The sequence below is a fragment of the Pseudomonas sp. HS6-2 genome, assembly GCF_049325675.2.
GTDB lineage: Bacteria > Pseudomonadota > Gammaproteobacteria > Pseudomonadales > Pseudomonadaceae > Aquipseudomonas > Aquipseudomonas putida_N.
In genome coordinates this window covers 4,309,327-4,326,913 of the sequence record NZ_CM143906.1, presented here as the reverse complement: position 1 = coordinate 4,326,913, position 17,587 = coordinate 4,309,327, and the positions used below count along the sequence as shown (strand labels likewise).

Genomic DNA, 17,587 nt, shown 5'->3' with positions numbered 1-17,587 from the left:
GGCGATGCGTCGCCTCGTCACTTATATAGCCCAAGGCGCTGGAATACTCATGTCGGACCGTTTCGAACTCTATCTTACCTGCCCCAAAGGCCTGGAAGGCCTGCTTGCCGAAGAGGCCCGAGGCCTCGGCCTCGATGATGTGCGTGAGCACACTTCGGCCATTCGCGGCGCCGCCGACATGGAAACCGCCTACCGCCTGTGCCTCTGGTCGCGCCTGGCCAACCGCGTGTTGTTGGTGCTCAAGCGCTTCTCGATGAAGAACGCCGACGACCTCTACGATGGCGTGCATGCTGTCGACTGGGCCGACCACCTGGCTGCCGACGGTACCCTGGCGGTGGAATTCAGTGGCCATGGCTCGGGCATCGACAACACCCATTTCGGTGCGCTCAAGGTCAAGGACGCGATCGTCGACAAGCTGCGCAACCGTGAGGGCCTGCGCCCGTCGGTGGAAAAGGTCGACCCGGATGTGCGCGTGCACCTGCGCCTGGACCGTGGCGAGGCGATCCTCTCGCTCGACCTGTCCGGCCACAGCCTGCACCAGCGCGGTTACCGCCTGCAGCAAGGTGCCGCGCCGCTGAAGGAAAACCTCGCGGCTGCGGTGCTGATCCGCGCTGGCTGGCCGCGCATTGCCGCCGAAGGCGGCGCCCTGGCGGACCCGATGTGCGGTGTTGGTACCTTCCTGGTGGAGGCGGCGATGATCGCTGCCGATATCGCGCCCAACCTCAAGCGTGAACGCTGGGGCTTCAGTGCCTGGCTCGGCCATGTGCCGGCCACTTGGCGCAAGGTCCATGAAGAGGGCCTGGCCCGCGCACAAGCCGGCCTGGCCAAGCCGCCACTGTGGATTCGCGGTTATGAAGCCGACCCGCGGCTGATCCAGCCGGGGCGCAACAACGTAGAGCGTGCAGGCCTGGGCGACTGGGTGAAGATCTACCAGGGCGAAGTCAGCACCTTCGAGCCACGCCCGGACCAGAACCAGAAAGGCCTGGTCATCAGCAACCCGCCGTACGGTGAGCGCCTGGGTGACGAGGCCAGCCTGTTGTACCTCTATCAGAACTTTGGCGAGCGCCTGCGCCAGGCCTGCATGGGCTGGGAAGCGGCGGTGTTCACCGGCGCACCGGAGCTGGGCAAGCGCATGGGCATCCGCAGCCACAAGCAATATGCCTTCTGGAACGGCGCATTGCCGTGCAAGCTGCTGCTGTTCAAGGTCCAGCCTGACCAGTTCGTCACCGGCGAGCGCCGCGAGGCCCAGGCCGACAATGGCCAGGTCCGCCGCCCAGTGGCGGTTGCCAGCGAGCCGGCACGCCTGTCGGAAGGCGCACAGATGTTTGCCAACCGCCTGCAGAAGAACCTCAAGCAGCTCGGCAAGTGGGCCCGTCGTGAGCAGATCGACTGCTACCGCCTGTACGATGCCGACATGCCTGAGTATGCCCTGGCAGTCGACCTCTACCAGGACTGGGTGCACGTGCAGGAATACGCAGCCCCCCGTTCGATCGACCCGGACAAGGCCCAGGCACGTCTGCTCGATGCCTTGGCGGCGATCCCACAGGCACTGAACATCGACCCACAGCGTGTGGTGCTCAAGCGTCGCGAGCGCCAGAGCGGCACTCGTCAGTACGAGCGCCAGGCTACCGAAGGTCGCTTCCAGGAAGTGAACGAGGGTGGCGTCAAGCTGCTGGTCAACCTGACCGACTACCTCGACACCGGTTTGTTTCTCGACCACCGCCCGATGCGCATGCGCATCCAGCGCGAGGCCAGCGGCAAGCGCTTCCTCAACCTGTTCTGCTACACCGCCACGGCCACCGTGCATGCGGCCAAGGGCGGTGCACGCAGCACCACCAGCGTCGACCTGTCGAAAACCTACCTGGACTGGGCGCGGCGCAACCTGTCGCTGAACGGTTTCTCCGAGCGTAACCGCCTGGAGCAGAGTGATGTGATGGCCTGGCTGGAAGCCAACCGCGACAGCTACGACCTGATCTTCATCGACCCGCCGACCTTCTCCAACTCCAAACGCATGGAAGGGGTGTTCGACGTCCAGCGCGACCATGTGCAACTGCTCGACCTGGCCATGGCTCGCCTGGCACCGGGTGGCGTGCTGTATTTCTCCAACAACTTCCGCAAGTTCCAGCTCGACGAGCATGTGAGCACGCGCTATGCGGTGGAGGAAATCAGCGCCCAGACCCTGGACCCGGACTTCGCCCGCAACAACCGCATTCACCGCGCCTGGCGCCTGCAACTGCGTTAATTCGACGAGGCGCATTGCGTGCCTAATGGCCAATAGCTATAACTCAGCACAGGGCCAGAGAATTCGCAGGACGCTGACGTGATGAGATCGATCTATGTCGAAGTGGGGCGTGCGTGCGAAGGTGCTGGGCCTGTGCAGCGAGGCGATGGCAGCCTGGGCGGTGGCGCTGGTGGCGTTGGTCGCCGGCGTCCTGCTGTCGGTTGGCCTGGCGCTGGCCGCCCAGGCATTCTACAAACAGCAGTTGCGCCAGCGCTTCGAGCTGCTGGCCAGCGAGCGCCATAGCCGCATTGCCGAGCGTTTCGCTGACCAGGAACAACGCCTGGATGGCTTGCGGCGATTCTTCACCTACTCCAATGAAATCACCCCGAACGAGTTCGATGGCTACGCCCGGCCTCTGCTGCAGCGGACCCAGGCTTATTCCTGGGCACCACGGGTCGAGGCCGGACAACGGCGCGAGTTCGAGCGTCAGGCGAGCATCTGGTTGGGGCAAAATTACCTGATCCGCGAGGTTGATGGCGCAGGTAATTGGCGCCCATCGCCACGGCGCGACCATTACTACCCGGTGCTCTACACCCAGGCCGACCATCTGCAGGGGCAACCCTACGGCCTCGACCTGCGCAGCCAGCCGGCCCGCGAGCAGACCTTGGCGCGGGCACTGCAGCCCGGCAGCATGGCGGTTTCCGAACCGCTGGACATGCTCAGCGTCGCCCCCGACTTTACTCGTGGGCTACTGATGGTAGCTCCGGTGTTCTCCGATGCACGGCCTGATGACCCGCCGGCGGGTTATGTCATGGCCTTGCTGAACATGCGCCAGTTGGTCACCGAAGGCCTGCCGGTCGCTGCGAATGACAACCTGGTGGTCCGTATCATCGACCCTAGCGGGCGAGATGGCCATGAAGTGCTGTTCGATTCGCAGAACCCGGTGGCGGCACTGGCCTTGGTCAGCACGCAGTTGCTGCACCTGGCCGACCACCATTTCCAGCTCGACATTCGCCCGAGCCAGGCATTCATGCAGGCCAACCAGTCTGCCGCCGTCCTGTCCGTGGCGCTGCTCGGCGGTTTGCTGAGCCTGTTGCTGAGCGCGTTGCTCTACAGCCTGTTCAGCCAGCGCCAGCGGGCCTTGACCCTGGTCGAGCAGCGCACGGCGGAGCTGCGGGTCAGCGAACAATCGTTACGCGATACCCACAACCAGTTGCGCAGCGTACTGGATGCCGCAACCCAGGTGGCCATCATCGCGACCAGTCTCAAGGGCGAGGTCAGCACCTTTAACGCCGGTGCTGAACGCATGCTGGGCTATTCGGCCAGTGAAGCCGTCGGGCACCTGCAGCTGGAAGACCTGGTGATGCCTGAAGAGCTCAGCCATCGCGCCCATGCCTTGAGCCTGCGTTATGGGCGGCATATCGCCGGTGGCCAGGCGATGTTCGCCGAAACCATCCAGGACAGTGGTGGCGAACCGGGCGAGTGGACCTTGGTGCGCAAGGATGGTAGCCATTTGCTGGCCAACATGCTGGTCACCGCCGTGCTCGACGAGCAGGGGTTGTGGGTCGGCTACCTGGCGATCTGCATCGATGTCACCGAGCGGCGCAGGGTACACGAGGCGTTGGCCCTGCGTGATCGCTTGCTGGAGAAGCTCAGCGCGGAAGTGCCTGGCGGGATTTACCAGTACCAGCTGGATGCCGATGGTCACTCGTGCTTCCCCTATGCCAGCCAGGGGCTGTTCGACATCTACGAGGTCGACCTGCAGTTGCTGCGCGAGGATGCCACGGCGGTATTCGAACGCATTCACCCCGATGACCTGGAGCGCGTGCGCCGTTCGGTGCGTTACTCCGCAGAACACCTTTCACCGTGGCGCGAAGAGTACCGGGTATGCCTGCCGCGTGCCGGCTTGCGTTGGGTGCGCGGCGAAGCGACGCCGGAGCCTGGCGAGGACGGTTGCACACTGTGGCATGGCTACCTCACCGACATCTCCGACCTCAAGGGGGTCGAGGAGGAGTTGCGGACACTGTCGGTGACCGACGCGCTGACCGGCATTCACAACCGCCGCTATTTCCAGGAGCGGCTCAAGGTCGAACTGGACCGCGCCCAGCGTGATGAGCTGGACCTGGCCGTGATCATGCTCGACATCGATCATTTCAAACGGATCAACGATCAGTACGGCCATGCCGTGGGTGACCATGTGCTGCGCAGTCTGTGCCAACGGATCGGCCAGCGCTTGCGTCGCACCGATGTGTTCTGCCGGTTGGGTGGGGAGGAGTTCATGGTGCTGTGCCCGGGCAGCAATGCCGAGCAGGCGCGGATGCTGGCGACGGAGCTGTGGCACGGCGTGCGCAGTGTGCCGGTCGAAGGGGTGGGCAAGGTGACGGCGAGCTTTGGCGTGGCCGGATGGCGGCAGGGGGAGGGGGCCGATGCTTTGTTGTTGCGGGCGGATGCCGGGGTGTATGCGGCCAAGCAGGCAGGCCGGGACCGGGTAGAGTCAGAACTGGCCTGATGGCTGCCCCGGCCTCTTCGCGGGACAATCCCGCTCCTACAGGATTTGCGCCATTTTTTAAGATTTGGGCAGTATCTGTAGGAGCGGGCTTGCCCCGCGAAGAGGCCGGAACAGGTTATCGAAGCATCATTGCGCGGCTGCCGTCGCGCTGTTGTTCAGCTTCGGCTGGCGATACAGGTCCAGCAGCACCTGATCGAGCACCTGCGAGGCGCCCCATGGCTTCGGATCGTTGAGGATCGCCGCCACTGCCCAGGTGTTGCCGTTGCTGTCGCGGCTGAAGCCGGCAATCGCCCGCACGGTGTTCAAGGTACCGGTCTTGATGTGCCCTTCACCGGTCATGGCGGTGCGCTTGAGGCGTTTGCGCATGGTGCCGTCCATGCCCACCAGCGGCATCGAGCTGATGAACTCGGCCGAGTAAGGGCTGTTCCACGCCGCCTGCAGCAGCGCCGCCATCTCGCGGGTGCTGACCCGCTCGGCACGTGACAGCCCGGAGCCGTTCTCCATCACCAGGTGCGGCGCGGTGATGCCCTTCTTCGCCAGCCACTGGCGCACCACGCGCTGTGCGGCACGGGCGTCGTCGCCATCGGCGTCGGTGCGGAACTGCGCACCCAGGCTCAGGAACAGCTGCTGGGCCATGGTGTTGTTGCTGTACTTGTTAATGTCGCGGATCACTTCCACCAGATCGGGCGAGAAAGCTCGGGCCAGCAGGCGTGCGCTCTTCGGCACGTTCTCGATGCGGTCTCGGCCCTGGATGCTGCCGCCCAGTTCGTTCCAGATGGCCCTCACCGCGCCGGCAGCGTAGGTCGGGTGGTCAAGCAGCGACAGGTAGGTCTGCGAGTTGCAGCCATCGCCCAACTGGCCGGTGACGGTCACGCTGATGCCATCGGCCTGGGGCACCGGGTTGTAGCGCACGTCGCCGCTGCACTGCTTGGAAGCTACGGCCTTGACCTGGTTGTCGATGCGGATGCTGGCGATCGGTGGCTCGACCGCGACGGTGACCTTGCCGCCGTCGTTGCGGGTTACGAAGCGCAGGGCCTTGAGGTTGATCATCAGCGAGTCGGGCTTGACCAGGAACGGCTTGTTGACGTCGCCACCGTCATCGTCGAACTGCGGCAGGTTGGGTTGCACGAAGTGGCTGCGGTCCAGCACCAGGTCACCGGTAACGGTGCGTACGCCATTGGCGCGCAGGTCGCGCATCAATAGCCAGAGCTTTTCCATGTTCAGCTTGGGGTCGCCACCGCCCTTGAGGTACAGGTTGCCATTGAGCACACCGTTGCTCAGGGTGCCATCGGTGTAGAACTCGGTTTTCCACTGGAAGGTCGGGCCGAGCAGTTCAAGGGCCGCGTAGGTGGTCACCAGCTTCATGGTCGATGCCGGGTTGACCGATACGTCGGCGTTGAACACGGTGGCCGAGCCTGGGCCGTTCAGCGGCAGCATGACCAGCGACAGTGCACTGTCCTGCAGTTTGTTGGCCTTGAGCGCCTGCTGGACTTTCGGCGGCAGGGAGGTGTTGACGGCAGCGGCCTGGCTGGGCAATGCAAGCGGCAGCAGCAGGCCGGCGAGAACGAGGGGGCGGAGCTTTTTGATCATATGGATTAAATACCCTGCGGACGAGGGAAAAAGACAATGGGGCTGTAAGAGATGGTCACCCCAGGATGAAATATAGAGCGCATTATGCCCCAAGCGCAGCGTTCATGCGCCACGTTCGACGGAAAAGCGCCTTTGTAGCGTGGAAACTGGTAAAGTGCCGCGCGTAATTACTCAAGAGGATTGTTTCATGGCTACCAACCGTTCCCGTCGTCTGCGCAAGAAGCTGTGCGTTGATGAATTCCAGGAGCTGGGTTTCGAACTGAACCTGGGTTTCAAGGAAGACCTGTCTGACGAAGCCATTGATGCCTTCCTCGACGCTTTCCTGGCAGAAGCCATGGATGCCAACGGCCTGGACTACGTCGGCGGCGATGACTTCGGTCTGGTTTGCCTGGCCAACCGTGGTTCGGTCAGCGAAGAGCAGCGCGCCACTGTCGAAGCCTGGCTCAAAGGCCGCAGCGAACTGACCAACATCGAAGTCAGCCCACTGCTGGACGCCTGGTATCCGGAAAAGCCGATCAACCCGGCTTCCTGATCTGTGCTTGAGCGGCGCCCCGCGCGGGCGTCGCTCAGTCAAGCGCTGGTCAGTTCCCTGGCCAGCGCTTTCTCCACTCGGCGCATATGCCGAGCCAGTACCTGGCGCTGCAGTTTGATGCAGGCTGCAGACGAACGTTCTTCCTCCAGGGCCTTGCAGGCCTTCATCATGCCCTTGGCTTCCAGCAGCCGTGCCGCGCTGAGGATCTTGTGCGCCTGCTCGCGAATCTCGGCGGCCTGATGGTGCGGATCAAGGTCCATGAGCATTGCCAGATCTTCCTGCAGGCTTGTGTGCACGGCGGTGAGAAAACGAGCACGACTGCTGGCGTTGTTGCCGACGATGCCAGCCAGGCCTGCCAGGTTGAACAGTGGCGCAATGGCTTGCCGTCGATGGGGCGCAATCTTGGCCAGGCGTTGGCTGAGGGTACGCAAGCTGATGGGCTTGAGCAGGCAATCGTCCATGCCGGCGCTGAGGCACTTTTGCCTGACTTCGGGTTGCGCGTTCGCCGTGTAGCCGAGGATGACGCAACGCGGGCGCCCGCTCTGGCGTTCCTCGCTGCGCACGGTGGTGGCTAGCTGGTAACCGTTCATGTGTGGCATGTTGCAATCGAGTACCAGTACGTCGAATGGTACGTTCCGCCATTTGTCCAGGCCTTCGCGGCCATTGCTGGCGCTGGCATGGCTGAGCCCCAGATAGCTCAGTTGCTGCGCCATCAATAGCAGGTTGGCAGGGTGATCATCGATGACCAGCACTTTAAGGCCGGGGGCGGGAGCTTCGACCTCTTCGACTTCAAAAGCGGGGCACGCCGGGGCGTCGACGCGCTCCAGCGGCATCAGCAGGCGAACCTGTGTGCCCAACCCCGGAAGGCTCTTGATGCTCAGGTTGCCACCCATCATCTCGCACAGGCTGCGGCATATAGCCAGGCCCAGCCCAGTGCCTGCACGCGCACCCGGGCTGTGCGGGTTGGCCTGGACGAACGGGTTGAACAGCCGCTGCAGGTCATCGTCATGAATGCCGATGCCGCTGTCACGTACTTCGAGCTCCAGGGTTGGGGGGGAGCCAGGGCCTTCTTCGCGCAAGTGGAGCGTGACGTGTACTTGCCCTTGCTCGGTGAACTTGATGGCATTGCTGACAAGGTTGGACAACACCTGCTTGAAGCGCAGTGGGTCGAGCAACCCATGGCAGCGAGCGCTGGGGCTGATACTGATGTCAAGGGCCAGGCCTTTCTGCCGGGCCTGACCATCGAATACGCGGCCAACCGACTCGACCAATACCGCGGGATCGACTGCTTCCGGGCTGAGGGACAGGTGGCCTGACTCGATACGCACGATATCCAGGATATCGCCGATCAGGCCCAGCAGGTCCCTGGCCGAGTGATGGGCGACTTCCAGCGAGGCGGGATCCGCCTGCCCCTGCAGGGCGCGCCTCAATGCCAGTTCGAGCATGCCGATGACCGCGTTCATCGGTGTGCGGATTTCGTGGCTGATGGTGGCAAGGAAGGTGCTCTTGGCGCGATTGGCGTCGTCGGCCAGGCGTTTGGCTTCGCGCAGCTCCTGCACCAGCTTGCGGCGCTCGCTGATGTCGATCCAGCCGCCGATGATCCCTTGCACTTCACCCAGCGAATCACGATAGGGCAGGATCCAGTGATAGATGGTAATTTCACGATCCCGCAAGCGCAGAGGGCGGTCGATGATCAGCGGCACGCCGGCAGCCATCACCTGTTGATAGTCTGCCTGGATCTGGCGGATGTTCTCGGCGCCCGCGAACAGGCTCTCATCCAGACGCCTGCCAATCACCTCTTCAAGGCCGGACTGGACGGCTTCGAGGTAGCTGGCGTTGCAGCTTTGCAGGCGGCCTTCCCGGTCGCGGACGTACATGGGGTGTGGCGTACCGTTGAGCAGCGCCCCCATGAACTCCAGCTGATCGTTCAATGCACGTTCGGCGCGCTGGCGCTGTTTGATCTGCCCCCGCAGGCGGGCGTTCCAGATCAATGCCAGCAGCAGTAACACGCCAGTGCCCAGAAGCACTTTCAGGATCAGGCGTCGCAAGGTTGACCAGCTGGCGTCTTCATGCAGGTCGTAGCCACGCCAACGGTTGTTTATGACCCCAAGCTCTTCCGGTGAAATACTCAGCAGGGCCTTGTCGAGGATCGAGGCCAGTGGCATGTCCTGATCGCGGGTGGCCATGGAAAAGATGGCCGGCTCGCTGCCCACCGTGCTGCGAATGATCAGGTTGGTATTGCTGGCCAAGGCGTGGTTGGCATCGATCAATGGGGTGATCACGGCGTCGACAGCGCCACTGTTGAGCAGTGCCACGGAATAAAAGGGGCTCTCGGTATCGATCCAGCCAATCTGTGGGAAACGGGTTGTCAGCAAGTCGTCCAGGTTGCTGTAACGGGAAATGGCAACCCGGCGCCCGTTCAGTTTCTCCAGTGAACCGTACTGCTCATCCTGGGCGCGGGTGACCAGTACATGTGGGCTTTCGAGGTATGGCCGGCTCAGGTGCAGGCGCTTGTCGGTGGAGCCGTCGCTGGCAAGGGCGGCGATCATGCTCACACGCCCGCTCTCCAGCCGGGCGAGCATATCGGCGATGCCATTGGCCCGCTGTACCTCAAAGCGCAGGCCGGTACGCAGGCGTATCAGGTCAAGCAGGTCGGCCGTTATCCCGCGAAAATGGCCATTGCCATCGAAATAGGACAGCGGTGACGCCGTTTCATCGATGGCGACCTGCATGACCGGATGGCTGAGCAGCCAATGCTCTTCCTCGGGGGTCAACTGAAGCTGGCGATCACTTAGCAGCAGCTCACTGCCAGCACTCCAGCGCTTGAGAATACTGGTGCGCACGGCGCCGGACTGGCGGTCGAGGGTTGCATTGACCAATTCCTTGAGCTGCTCATCCTCGGCGCGCATGGCAAAACTGAAACCGAAGTTCTCGTGTTGACCGAAGCTGGCGATGCGCAGGCGTGGCAGGTGGCCACGATTGAGCTGATAGTGCGTCGAAATGGTATCGCCGAAGAACACGTCGGCCTGGCCAAAAGCCACGGCATTGAGGGCCTGGGTGGAGGAGCCGAAAACCAGGACTTCGGCCTTGGGGTAGGCGGCATGAACTACCTCCTGGGGCAAGTAGTGGTAGAGCATGCCCAGGCGCATGCCATTCAGGCCGCCACTAAGGGCACGCGGTTCATCTTCCCGGGTGACCAGCACGGGTTGGTCAACCGCATAAGGGTGTGAAAGTGTCAGTCCTTCGGTTGCCGCTTCATAACCATTGGCGCTGCCGAGCAGGTCGATCTCTCCACGTTTGAGCGCCTGTAGCGCCGCCTGCCTGTGGGGATAGCGCATGACCTGGATCGGCAGGTTCAGTGCTTTGCTGATCAGGCTGGCATATTCGGCGGTGAGACCTTGGTAGATCTGCCCGCCACTGGTGATGTCAAAGGGTGGATAGTCGGGCGCCGAGGTGCCCAGGATCAGGGCTTGCCGGCCCTGCAGCCAATGCTGTTGTTGCTCCGTCAGTTGCGGGCTCAGTGGCATGGTTGAAGAGCGGGCGAGCAGCGTAAAGGGCACGACTTCATGTGATGAGGCCTGTACCAGATTGCAGGCCAGCGTCAGGACAAGCCCGAGGCAGGCGATCAATTGCACCATTGACGACCTCAGACCAGCGCGTTGCGTTTGGCCATTTCGATCAGGTCGACCAACGAGTCGACCTGCAACTTCTGCATGAGTCGCTTCTTGTAGGTGCTGACGGTCTTGTTGCTGAGGAACATCCCTTTGGCGATCTCCTGGTTGCTGCGGCCTTGGGCGAAAAGTTGCAAGACCATAAGCTCTCGGTCGTTAACGAGTCGGAAAAGTCGCAAATCAGAGTCTGCTGTTTCGTGATTGCTGTGAATGGCCTGGCTGGGGAAATAGTTGTATCCGGCGAGTACGGCCTTGATAGCACTGAGCAGTTCGCTCAAGTCTTCCTGCTTGCATACATAACCCGCCGCGCCCGAGTGCATGCAGCGCACGGCGAACAGCGCCGGAGACTGTGCAGTGAGGATCAGGACTTTGAGCGGCAGGGCCATGGCCTGGAAGCGCGAAAGGACCTCTAGGCCGTCGAGCTTGGGGATGCTGATGTCCAGAATGACCAGCTCAGGTTGAGATTCACGAATCATCTGCATGGCTTCCACACCGTTGTCCGATTCGCCCACTACCTTGTAGTTCTGATTCTCGAGCAACATGCGGACAGCAAGGCGGATGACAGGATGGTCATCGACAATAAATACAGTATTCATGTACAGGTTTCCTGCGGCGGATGACGGAGGCAGGAGGCACCTTACCCCAGTTGCAAGTCGGCAGGGGGACGCAGTCGGAAGATTGGCTATATATGGGAAACGGCTTACAGCTAAGATCAATTTCGGCTACGAAGTGTAAGGATATGCTTCGCTGTTGAAGGTGTTTTGCTAACTTTTCATTGGCCTGTGTAGTTGATGTTTAATGAACTGGGGTTGTTTGTAGGAAGTTTCTTAACGTCAAAGGCGTCGCTCGGTACTGCTACCGGGCGACGCTGACGTGACTTCAGGTCGGGCTCGAGCGCCCGGTCATTTCCCGGGCCATCTCGCTGGCATAGCTGTCGGTCATGCCGGCGATGAAATCGATCATGCGCAGGAACGCCTTGTGCAGCGAGTCTTGCGGGGTGGGTGCGTTGTTACCGATCAGATCGAGCACGCGGCGGCTCTTGAACGAAGGGGTGCGTCCGCCGTGCTGTTCCAGAGCGGCACCGCAGAACGTGTTGAGGAGGATTTCCAGCGTGGTATAGGCGCCAATCTCATGCAGCGTCTTGCGCTTGTCCTGGAAAATCTTGTTGCGTGCCATGTCCTTGGCCTGCAGTACGCAGCGCTTGGCCGGGCCGTGCATGTGCTCGACCAGGTCACCACTCAGGCGCCCGCCCAGCAGTGCCTGCTGCTGCTCGACGAAGGCGCGCGCAGCAGCGTTGGTCAGATGCTCGATCGCTTTGCCACGCAGTATGGCCAGTTTGCGTCGCCGGGAGTCGGCAGGGCCAAGCTGGCGATAGGTTTCCGGCAAATCGTCACCGACCAGGTCGAGCAACAACGCCTCGACTTCGGCGTAGTCCAGCAACTCCATCTCTACGCCGTCTTCCAGGTCGATCAGGGCGTAGCAGATGTCATCTGCCGCTTCCATCAGGTAAACCAGCGGATGGCGTGCCCAGCGCTGTTCTTCGAGCAGCGGCAGGCCGAGCTTGCGGGCGATCTGTTCGAGCAGTGGCAGCTCGCTCTGGTAACAGCCGAACTTGTGCTTCTTGTACCCGAGGGCATCGGCATGCCGGGCGGTCCAGGGGTATTTGAGGTAGGTGCCAAGGGTCGCGTAGGTCAGCCGGGTGCCACCATCGAACTGGTGGTACTCGAGCTGGGTGAGTACGCGAAAGCCTTGGGCGTTGCCTTCGAAGTTGAGGAAGTCGGCGCGCTCGTCGTCGCTCATGTCGTCCAGCCAGCCACGCCCGGCGGCCTGCTGGAACCAGTGGCGAATGGCGTCTTCGCCGGAGTGGCCGAATGGTGGGTTGCCAATGTCGTGAGCCAGGCAGGCCGACTGCACGATCATGCCCAGGTCGCTGGGCTCACACCACTCAGGCAGGCTGTCGCGCAGCGTTTCGCCGACGCGCATGCCCAGCGAGCGGCCCACGCAGCTGACCTCCAGGGAATGGGTCAGGCGCGTATGGATATGGTCGTTGCTGGAAACGGGGTGGACCTGGGTCTTGCGCCCGAGGCGGCGAAACGCCCCTGAGAAGATGATCCGGTCATGGTCTTTGTGAAAGGGGCTGCGGCCGAGTTCTTCGGCGCTGTAGAGGGCTTTGCCGAGGCGTTCGCGGGTGAGCAGGGTGTGCCAGTCCAAGGCGCGGTCTCCTGTCGATCGAGGGGTATAGCTTCCGGTGTCGTGAGCAGGCGTGCAAGGGGCAGATAGGGACCGGCCCTGTGGGATCAGGGCCGGTAGGCGATCAAGGGCGACGGTTGCTCTGCAGGTAGAGGCGCACCAGTGGCAGCAGGCTGGTTCCCAGGCGGACCAGGCGGCTCAGGTTACCGCTGCGTACCCCTTTGCCGGTGAGAAAACCCAGCGCCACGACGGCACCGATGCCCCACAAGGGGGCATGCTTGATACCCAACCCGTCATGAAGCGAGCTGCCCATGCCTCGCAGGCGCTGCAAGGGTTGCAGCAGCTGCCCGGACTCATGGCGAATTTCCTGACGGTGCATTTCCATGCGCAGGCGCAGCAGCGCCTTGCGCAGTTCCCGTGGGTTACGGGTATTCGGTAGTTCCGGCAGGCTCATGGCAACAGGCGCTCCCGATCCTTGGCCAGTTCGTCGAGAGTCGCGCCAAAGGGGGACGACTCATCGAATACGGCAGCTTTCAGGCGCAGGCCGCAATACAGCGCCGCCACGCCATAGAAGACGCACAGGCCAATGATGCCAGCCAGGCGATAGCTGTCCCACAGCAGCACCAGCAGCAAGCCGGACAAGGCCGTCAGCAGCAGCAGCGCGAACACCAGTGCCAGGCCGGCAAAAAGCAGCAGGCTCAGGGTGCGTGCTTTCTGTTCCTGCAGCTCGATGCCGAACAGTTCGATGTGGCTGTGCAGCAGCCCCAGCAGCGCCGCGCCCAGGCGTTTGCCCGAGGCGCTGGTGCCAATGCTGTCATTCTCCATGGGGACTCCTCAGCGCCGATTGGCCAGCAGGCCGATCAACAGGCCGACCCCTGCGGCAATCCCGATGGCCTGCCAGGGGTTTTCCTGGACGTACTGTTCGGCGCTGCCGAGCGCTGCCTGGCCGCGTTCACGCACAGAGTCTTGGGTCAGTTGCAACGTTTCGCGGGCCTGGGTCAGGCGCTCGTGGATCTGCTCGCGCAGCTCGTCGGCCTGGTCGCCCGCCAGGTTGGCGGTATCGGCCAGCAGTTTCTCGGTATCGCGGACCAAGGCCTGGAAGTCAGCCATCAATATCTCTTGTGCAGTCTTTGCCGATTTGCTGGCCATTGGGCTCTCCCTATGCAGGTGTGCAGGTATGTAGGTCATTCGAGTGACTGGGTGTGTGGAAGGTTCACTAGAGGGCTGGTATGGGCCTTGCTAATGAGATCTGCCACAACGCGGGGCGTAGCCCGGGGCGGTGCGCCGAACCAGGGCGTCGCCCCTGATGGATACCGATAAACCTTAACCCAATCCACGACAAACCCAAGAAAAAACCACGCAGGCTGCGCCCGGTTCGGCAAATCAGGGCAAAAGCTGGCACCGATTCGGTGCAGGGATGCAGATTCTTGAACTGTCCTGGTGCCTTTTTAGCAGGTCTGCCACTTTCATGGAAAACATGCACAGCGCCATGGACTCCCTCGTCCACGGCTCCAATACCCTGTTCATCCTCATGGGCGCCATTCTGGTGCTCGCCATGCACGCCGGCTTCGCGTTCCTCGAAGTGGGCACCGTGCGCCACAAGAACCAGGTCAACGCGCTGTCAAAGATCCTCAGTGATTTCGCGATCTCCGCGCTGGTGTATTTCTTCATCGGCTACTGGATCGCCTATGGCGTGAATTTCCTCCAGCCAGCGTCGCAACTGGCAGCTGACCACGGTTATGCGCTGGTCAAATGCTTTTTCCTGCTGACCTTCGCCGCCGCGATTCCCGCGATCATCTCGGGGGGGATCGCCGAACGTGCGCGGTTCGCGCCGCAGCTATGTGCCACGGCGTTGATCGTGGCGTTCATCTACCCCTTCTTCGAGGGGGTGGTATGGAATGGCAATCTGGGTGTGCAGGCCTGGCTGCAGGCCCGTTTCGGTGCGCCGTTCCATGACTTTGCCGGCTCGGTGGTGGTGCATGCCATGGGCGGCTGGCTGGCGCTGGCGGCGGTGCTGTTGCTGGGTGCGCGGCGCGGGCGCTATCGGGACGGTCGGCTGGTGGCCTTCGCACCGTCGAGCATTCCGTTCCTGGCGCTGGGCTCGTGGATCCTGATCATCGGCTGGTTCGGCTTCAACGTGATGAGTGCCCAGACCTTGCAGGGCGTCAGCGGCCTGGTGGCGATCAACTCGCTGATGGCCATGGTCGGCGGCACCCTGGCGGCCTTGCTGGCCGGGCGCAACGACCCGGGCTTCCTGCACAATGGCCCGCTGGCGGGTCTGGTGGCGATCTGTGCCGGCTCTGATCTCATGCACCCCATCGGTGCGCTGGCCACCGGCCTGGTGGCAGGGGTGCTGTTCGTCTGGAGTTTCACGGCTGCGCAGAATCGCTGGAAGATCGACGATGTGCTCGGTGTCTGGCCGCTGCACGGCTTGTGCGGCCTGTGGGGAGGGATCGCCTGTGGTGTGTTTGGCCAGGCGGCACTGGGGGGGATGGGCGGGGTCAGCCTGATCAGTCAGCTATTGGGCAGCCTGGCGGGCGTCCTGGTCGCACTGATCGGTGGTTTTGCCGTGTATGGCCTGATTCGCCAACTGCATGGCCTGCGTTTGAGCCATGAGCAGGAGTTCCAGGGCGCAGACCTGTCGCTGCACCGGATCGGTGCCACCAGCCAGGATTGAGCAGGGTCAGGTGCAGAGTGGGCAGGACAGACTTAGAATAAGTCTCTTCCTACAGCCAAATCGGGTCTTGCCCTCCATGCTGCCTGAATGCCAACTCTTCGGTACCGTCGGGTGCCACTTGTGCGAAGTGGCCGAAGCCGTGCTGATGCCCTTTGTTGAACACGGCTTGCTGATCGAGTTGGTCGATATCGCCGATGACCAGGCGTTGTTCGAGCGGTACGGATTGATCATTCCGGTGTTGCGGCGCTGCGATAATTCGGCAGAGCTGCACTGGCCATTCGATGCCGAACAGGTAGTGGCCTTCCTCGCCCAGTGACGGGCAGCGGGAATGCTTGCCCTCGTGCATGGCCTGCAGGCCAGGAATGAAGATGACGAACCGTTGAATGGTCATCGGTCCATTTTGCATCTTCATCGAGAGCCCCGCCATGCTGATCACGCCACATTTCGCCCTGGAAGAGCTGATTACTTCGCAAGTTGCCGCGAGAGAAGGGTTGGACAACACCCCTACGCCTGAAGTCTTGAGTAATCTGCGGCTGCTTTGCCAAGCGCTCGAGCAGGTCCGAGGGTTGTTCGGTTGCCCTATCATTGTCAGCAGCGGATACCGCAGTGCGGCGGTCAATGCGCGCGTCGGCGGGGCGCGAGGCAGCCAACACGTGCAAGGCCTGGCTGCGGATTTCACGGTGATCGGCGTCGATAACCGGGAAGTGGTCAGGCAGATAAGCAAGAGTGATGTGGCGTTCGACCAGTTGATCCTGGAATTCGACCGCTGGGTTCATCTGTCGGTATCAACGGCCGCACCGCGCGGCGAGGTGCTGACCATTCGCAAGGGTACGGGCTACCTGCCAGGCTTGCAGTAGCGTTCGAGCCGATTGACGGCGCGGTGTCGCTCTTCGTATGCTGTATATAAATACAGTATCGAGGTGAACTCATGCTCAACGTCGAGCAACTCAAGTACAGCGTCAACCGTATGCCGGTGGAGCGGGTGTGCGACGCCGTGCTGGAATTGCGCCTCGAAGGCCTGGTCACCGACGACCGTACGCCGTTCGGCAAGGTGCATTTCAACACGTGTTTTGCCGAGATCGAGGCCTTGTTCCAGCGTGCCGGTTACCACCGTGGGCTGGATGTCGTGGGTTACCAGGGCCTGGTCTATGCGCTATATGACCCTGGGCGCTGGGAACCCGTGCAGGTACTGCGTTGGTTGAAGACGCATAGCGAGGGGGTGATCGAGGCTGGTTGAGGCGCCGGGCTTGGGGGATAATGCCCGGCTTTGATTGCTCGAGCCCTGCCATGACCACGTCTTTCGACCCCGCCCACCAGCAAGCCAGCACGGTCTGCCTGCCGCCCGGCAACTGGGAGACGGTACTCGATTGCTTGTGCGACCATTTCAAGGCCATTGAGCGCGCGCAGTGGCTTGACCGCTTCGCGCGCGGCCGGGTGCTCGATGCCGAGGGCAGGGCGATTGCTGCCGACTTGCCCTACCGGCGCGGTATGCGTCTTCACTATTTTCGCGAGGTGCCCAACGAGCGGCCGATTCCGGTGCAGGAAACCATCCTGCATGTGGATGAGCACCTGGTGGTGGCCGACAAGCCGCATTTCCTGCCGGTGACGCCAACCGGTGAATACGTCGAGCACACCCTGTTGCGCCGCCTGATCCGACGCCTGGGCAACCCGCACCTGGTGCCGTTGCATCGCATCGACCGGCACACCGCCGGGCTGGTGCTGTTCTCCGCCAATCCGCAGACGCGCAGCGTGTATCAACGGTTGTTCCCTGAGCGGCGGATCGACAAGCGCTATCAAGCCATCGCTGCCGCTTTGCCGCAGCATGCATTCCCCTTGGTGCATAAGAGTCGCCTGGTGCATGGCGAGCCGTTCTTCCGCATGCACGAAGTGGCAGGGGAGGCCAACAGCGAGACCTTTGCCGAAGTGCTCGAGAGGCATGGTGAGATGTGGCGCTACGGGCTGTCGCCAGTAACGGGCAAGACGCATCAGTTGCGAGTGCACATGGCGGCGTTGGGGGCGGGGATCTGCAATGACCCGTTCTATCCCGAGTTGCTCAAGGAACAAGACGACTATCAGCGGCCGTTGAAGCTGCTGGCGCAGAGCTTGCGATTTGCCGACCCGTTGACCGGCGAGGAGCGCTACTTCGAGAGCAGGCTGACACTGGACTGGTGAGTGTTGCGGCCTGTACCGGGCTCTT

The 17,587-nt window shown here is 62.3% G+C and carries 15 protein-coding genes; 8 read left to right on the top strand and 7 right to left on the bottom strand.

Annotated features, from left to right (window positions below; translation table 11 throughout):
* The first annotated feature begins 49 nt into the window (after positions 1-49).
* Both rlmKL and ACOKS3_RS20170 read left to right on the top strand, forming a co-directional pair.
* Positions 50-2,242: a bifunctional 23S rRNA (guanine(2069)-N(7))-methyltransferase RlmK/23S rRNA (guanine(2445)-N(2))-methyltransferase RlmL gene (gene rlmKL, locus ACOKS3_RS20175; RefSeq protein ID WP_422764129.1), complete on the top strand. Its 2,193-nt coding sequence runs from the start codon at positions 50-52 to the stop codon at positions 2,240-2,242.
* 94 nt (positions 2,243-2,336) lie between these two features.
* On the top strand, positions 2,337-4,730 hold the full coding sequence (locus ACOKS3_RS20170; protein WP_422764130.1) for a sensor domain-containing diguanylate cyclase: 2,394 nt from the start codon (positions 2,337-2,339) through the stop codon (positions 4,728-4,730).
* Positions 4,731-4,856: 126 nt separating this feature from the next.
* Here the strand turns inward: ACOKS3_RS20170 and dacB are convergent, their stop codons facing one another.
* A complete protein-coding gene (gene dacB / locus ACOKS3_RS20165) occupies positions 4,857-6,320 on the bottom strand; it encodes a D-alanyl-D-alanine carboxypeptidase/D-alanyl-D-alanine endopeptidase (protein ID WP_103449784.1) in 1,464 nt (487 codons plus the stop codon).
* Between the two features lie 187 nt (positions 6,321-6,507).
* Between dacB and ACOKS3_RS20160 the strand changes: the two genes are divergently transcribed.
* Positions 6,508-6,852, top strand: a complete 345-nt coding sequence (locus tag ACOKS3_RS20160; protein ID WP_085674884.1) for a YggL family protein — start codon at positions 6,508-6,510, stop codon at positions 6,850-6,852.
* Between the two features lie 38 nt (positions 6,853-6,890).
* On the opposite strand, the gene ACOKS3_RS20155 is transcribed toward ACOKS3_RS20160, so the two are convergent.
* From ACOKS3_RS20155 to ACOKS3_RS20130, 6 genes are all read right to left on the bottom strand, one after another.
* Entirely contained in the window at positions 6,891-10,490 is a 3,600-nt protein-coding gene (locus tag ACOKS3_RS20155) for an ATP-binding protein (protein WP_103449785.1), read from the bottom strand.
* A gap of 8 nt (positions 10,491-10,498) precedes the next feature.
* The gene (locus ACOKS3_RS20150; RefSeq protein ID WP_103449786.1) at positions 10,499-11,119 is read right to left on the bottom strand and encodes a response regulator transcription factor; all 621 of its coding nucleotides are present in this window, start codon (positions 11,117-11,119) and stop codon (positions 10,499-10,501) included.
* A gap of 283 nt (positions 11,120-11,402) precedes the next feature.
* Positions 11,403-12,734: a deoxyguanosinetriphosphate triphosphohydrolase gene (locus ACOKS3_RS20145; RefSeq protein WP_103449787.1), complete on the bottom strand. Its 1,332-nt coding sequence runs from the start codon at positions 12,732-12,734 to the stop codon at positions 11,403-11,405.
* A gap of 103 nt (positions 12,735-12,837) precedes the next feature.
* On the bottom strand, positions 12,838-13,167 hold the full coding sequence (locus tag ACOKS3_RS20140) for a hypothetical protein (RefSeq protein ID WP_422764131.1): 330 nt from the start codon (positions 13,165-13,167) through the stop codon (positions 12,838-12,840).
* A complete protein-coding gene (locus tag ACOKS3_RS20135; RefSeq protein WP_103449789.1) occupies positions 13,164-13,538 on the bottom strand; it encodes a phage holin family protein in 375 nt (124 codons plus the stop codon). The genes ACOKS3_RS20140 and ACOKS3_RS20135 overlap by 4 nt, the downstream gene beginning before the upstream one ends.
* A gap of 9 nt (positions 13,539-13,547) precedes the next feature.
* Positions 13,548-13,862, bottom strand: coding sequence for an ElaB/YgaM/YqjD family protein (locus ACOKS3_RS20130; RefSeq protein ID WP_103449790.1), 315 nt, complete (start codon positions 13,860-13,862; stop codon positions 13,548-13,550).
* A gap of 319 nt (positions 13,863-14,181) precedes the next feature.
* On the opposite strand from ACOKS3_RS20130, the gene ACOKS3_RS20125 reads away from it, so the two are divergent.
* The 5 genes from ACOKS3_RS20125 (at position 14,182) to ACOKS3_RS20105 (ending at position 17,562) form a co-directional block, all read left to right on the top strand.
* Positions 14,182-15,390, top strand: a complete 1,209-nt coding sequence (locus ACOKS3_RS20125; protein WP_159409486.1) for an ammonium transporter — start codon at positions 14,182-14,184, stop codon at positions 15,388-15,390.
* A gap of 76 nt (positions 15,391-15,466) precedes the next feature.
* The gene (locus tag ACOKS3_RS20120; protein ID WP_103449792.1) at positions 15,467-15,706 is read left to right on the top strand and encodes a glutaredoxin family protein; all 240 of its coding nucleotides are present in this window, start codon (positions 15,467-15,469) and stop codon (positions 15,704-15,706) included.
* Positions 15,707-15,815: 109 nt separating this feature from the next.
* Positions 15,816-16,247 carry a D-Ala-D-Ala carboxypeptidase family metallohydrolase gene (locus tag ACOKS3_RS20115; RefSeq protein WP_103449907.1) on the top strand — a complete coding sequence of 144 codons (432 nt, stop codon included), beginning with the start codon at positions 15,816-15,818 and terminating at the stop codon, positions 16,245-16,247.
* 71 nt (positions 16,248-16,318) lie between these two features.
* Positions 16,319-16,627: a transcriptional regulator gene (locus tag ACOKS3_RS20110; protein ID WP_422764132.1), complete on the top strand. Its 309-nt coding sequence runs from the start codon at positions 16,319-16,321 to the stop codon at positions 16,625-16,627.
* Positions 16,628-16,677: 50 nt separating this feature from the next.
* Positions 16,678-17,562: a pseudouridine synthase gene (locus ACOKS3_RS20105; protein WP_103449794.1), complete on the top strand. Its 885-nt coding sequence runs from the start codon at positions 16,678-16,680 to the stop codon at positions 17,560-17,562.
* Positions 17,563-17,587 lie beyond the last annotated feature (25 nt).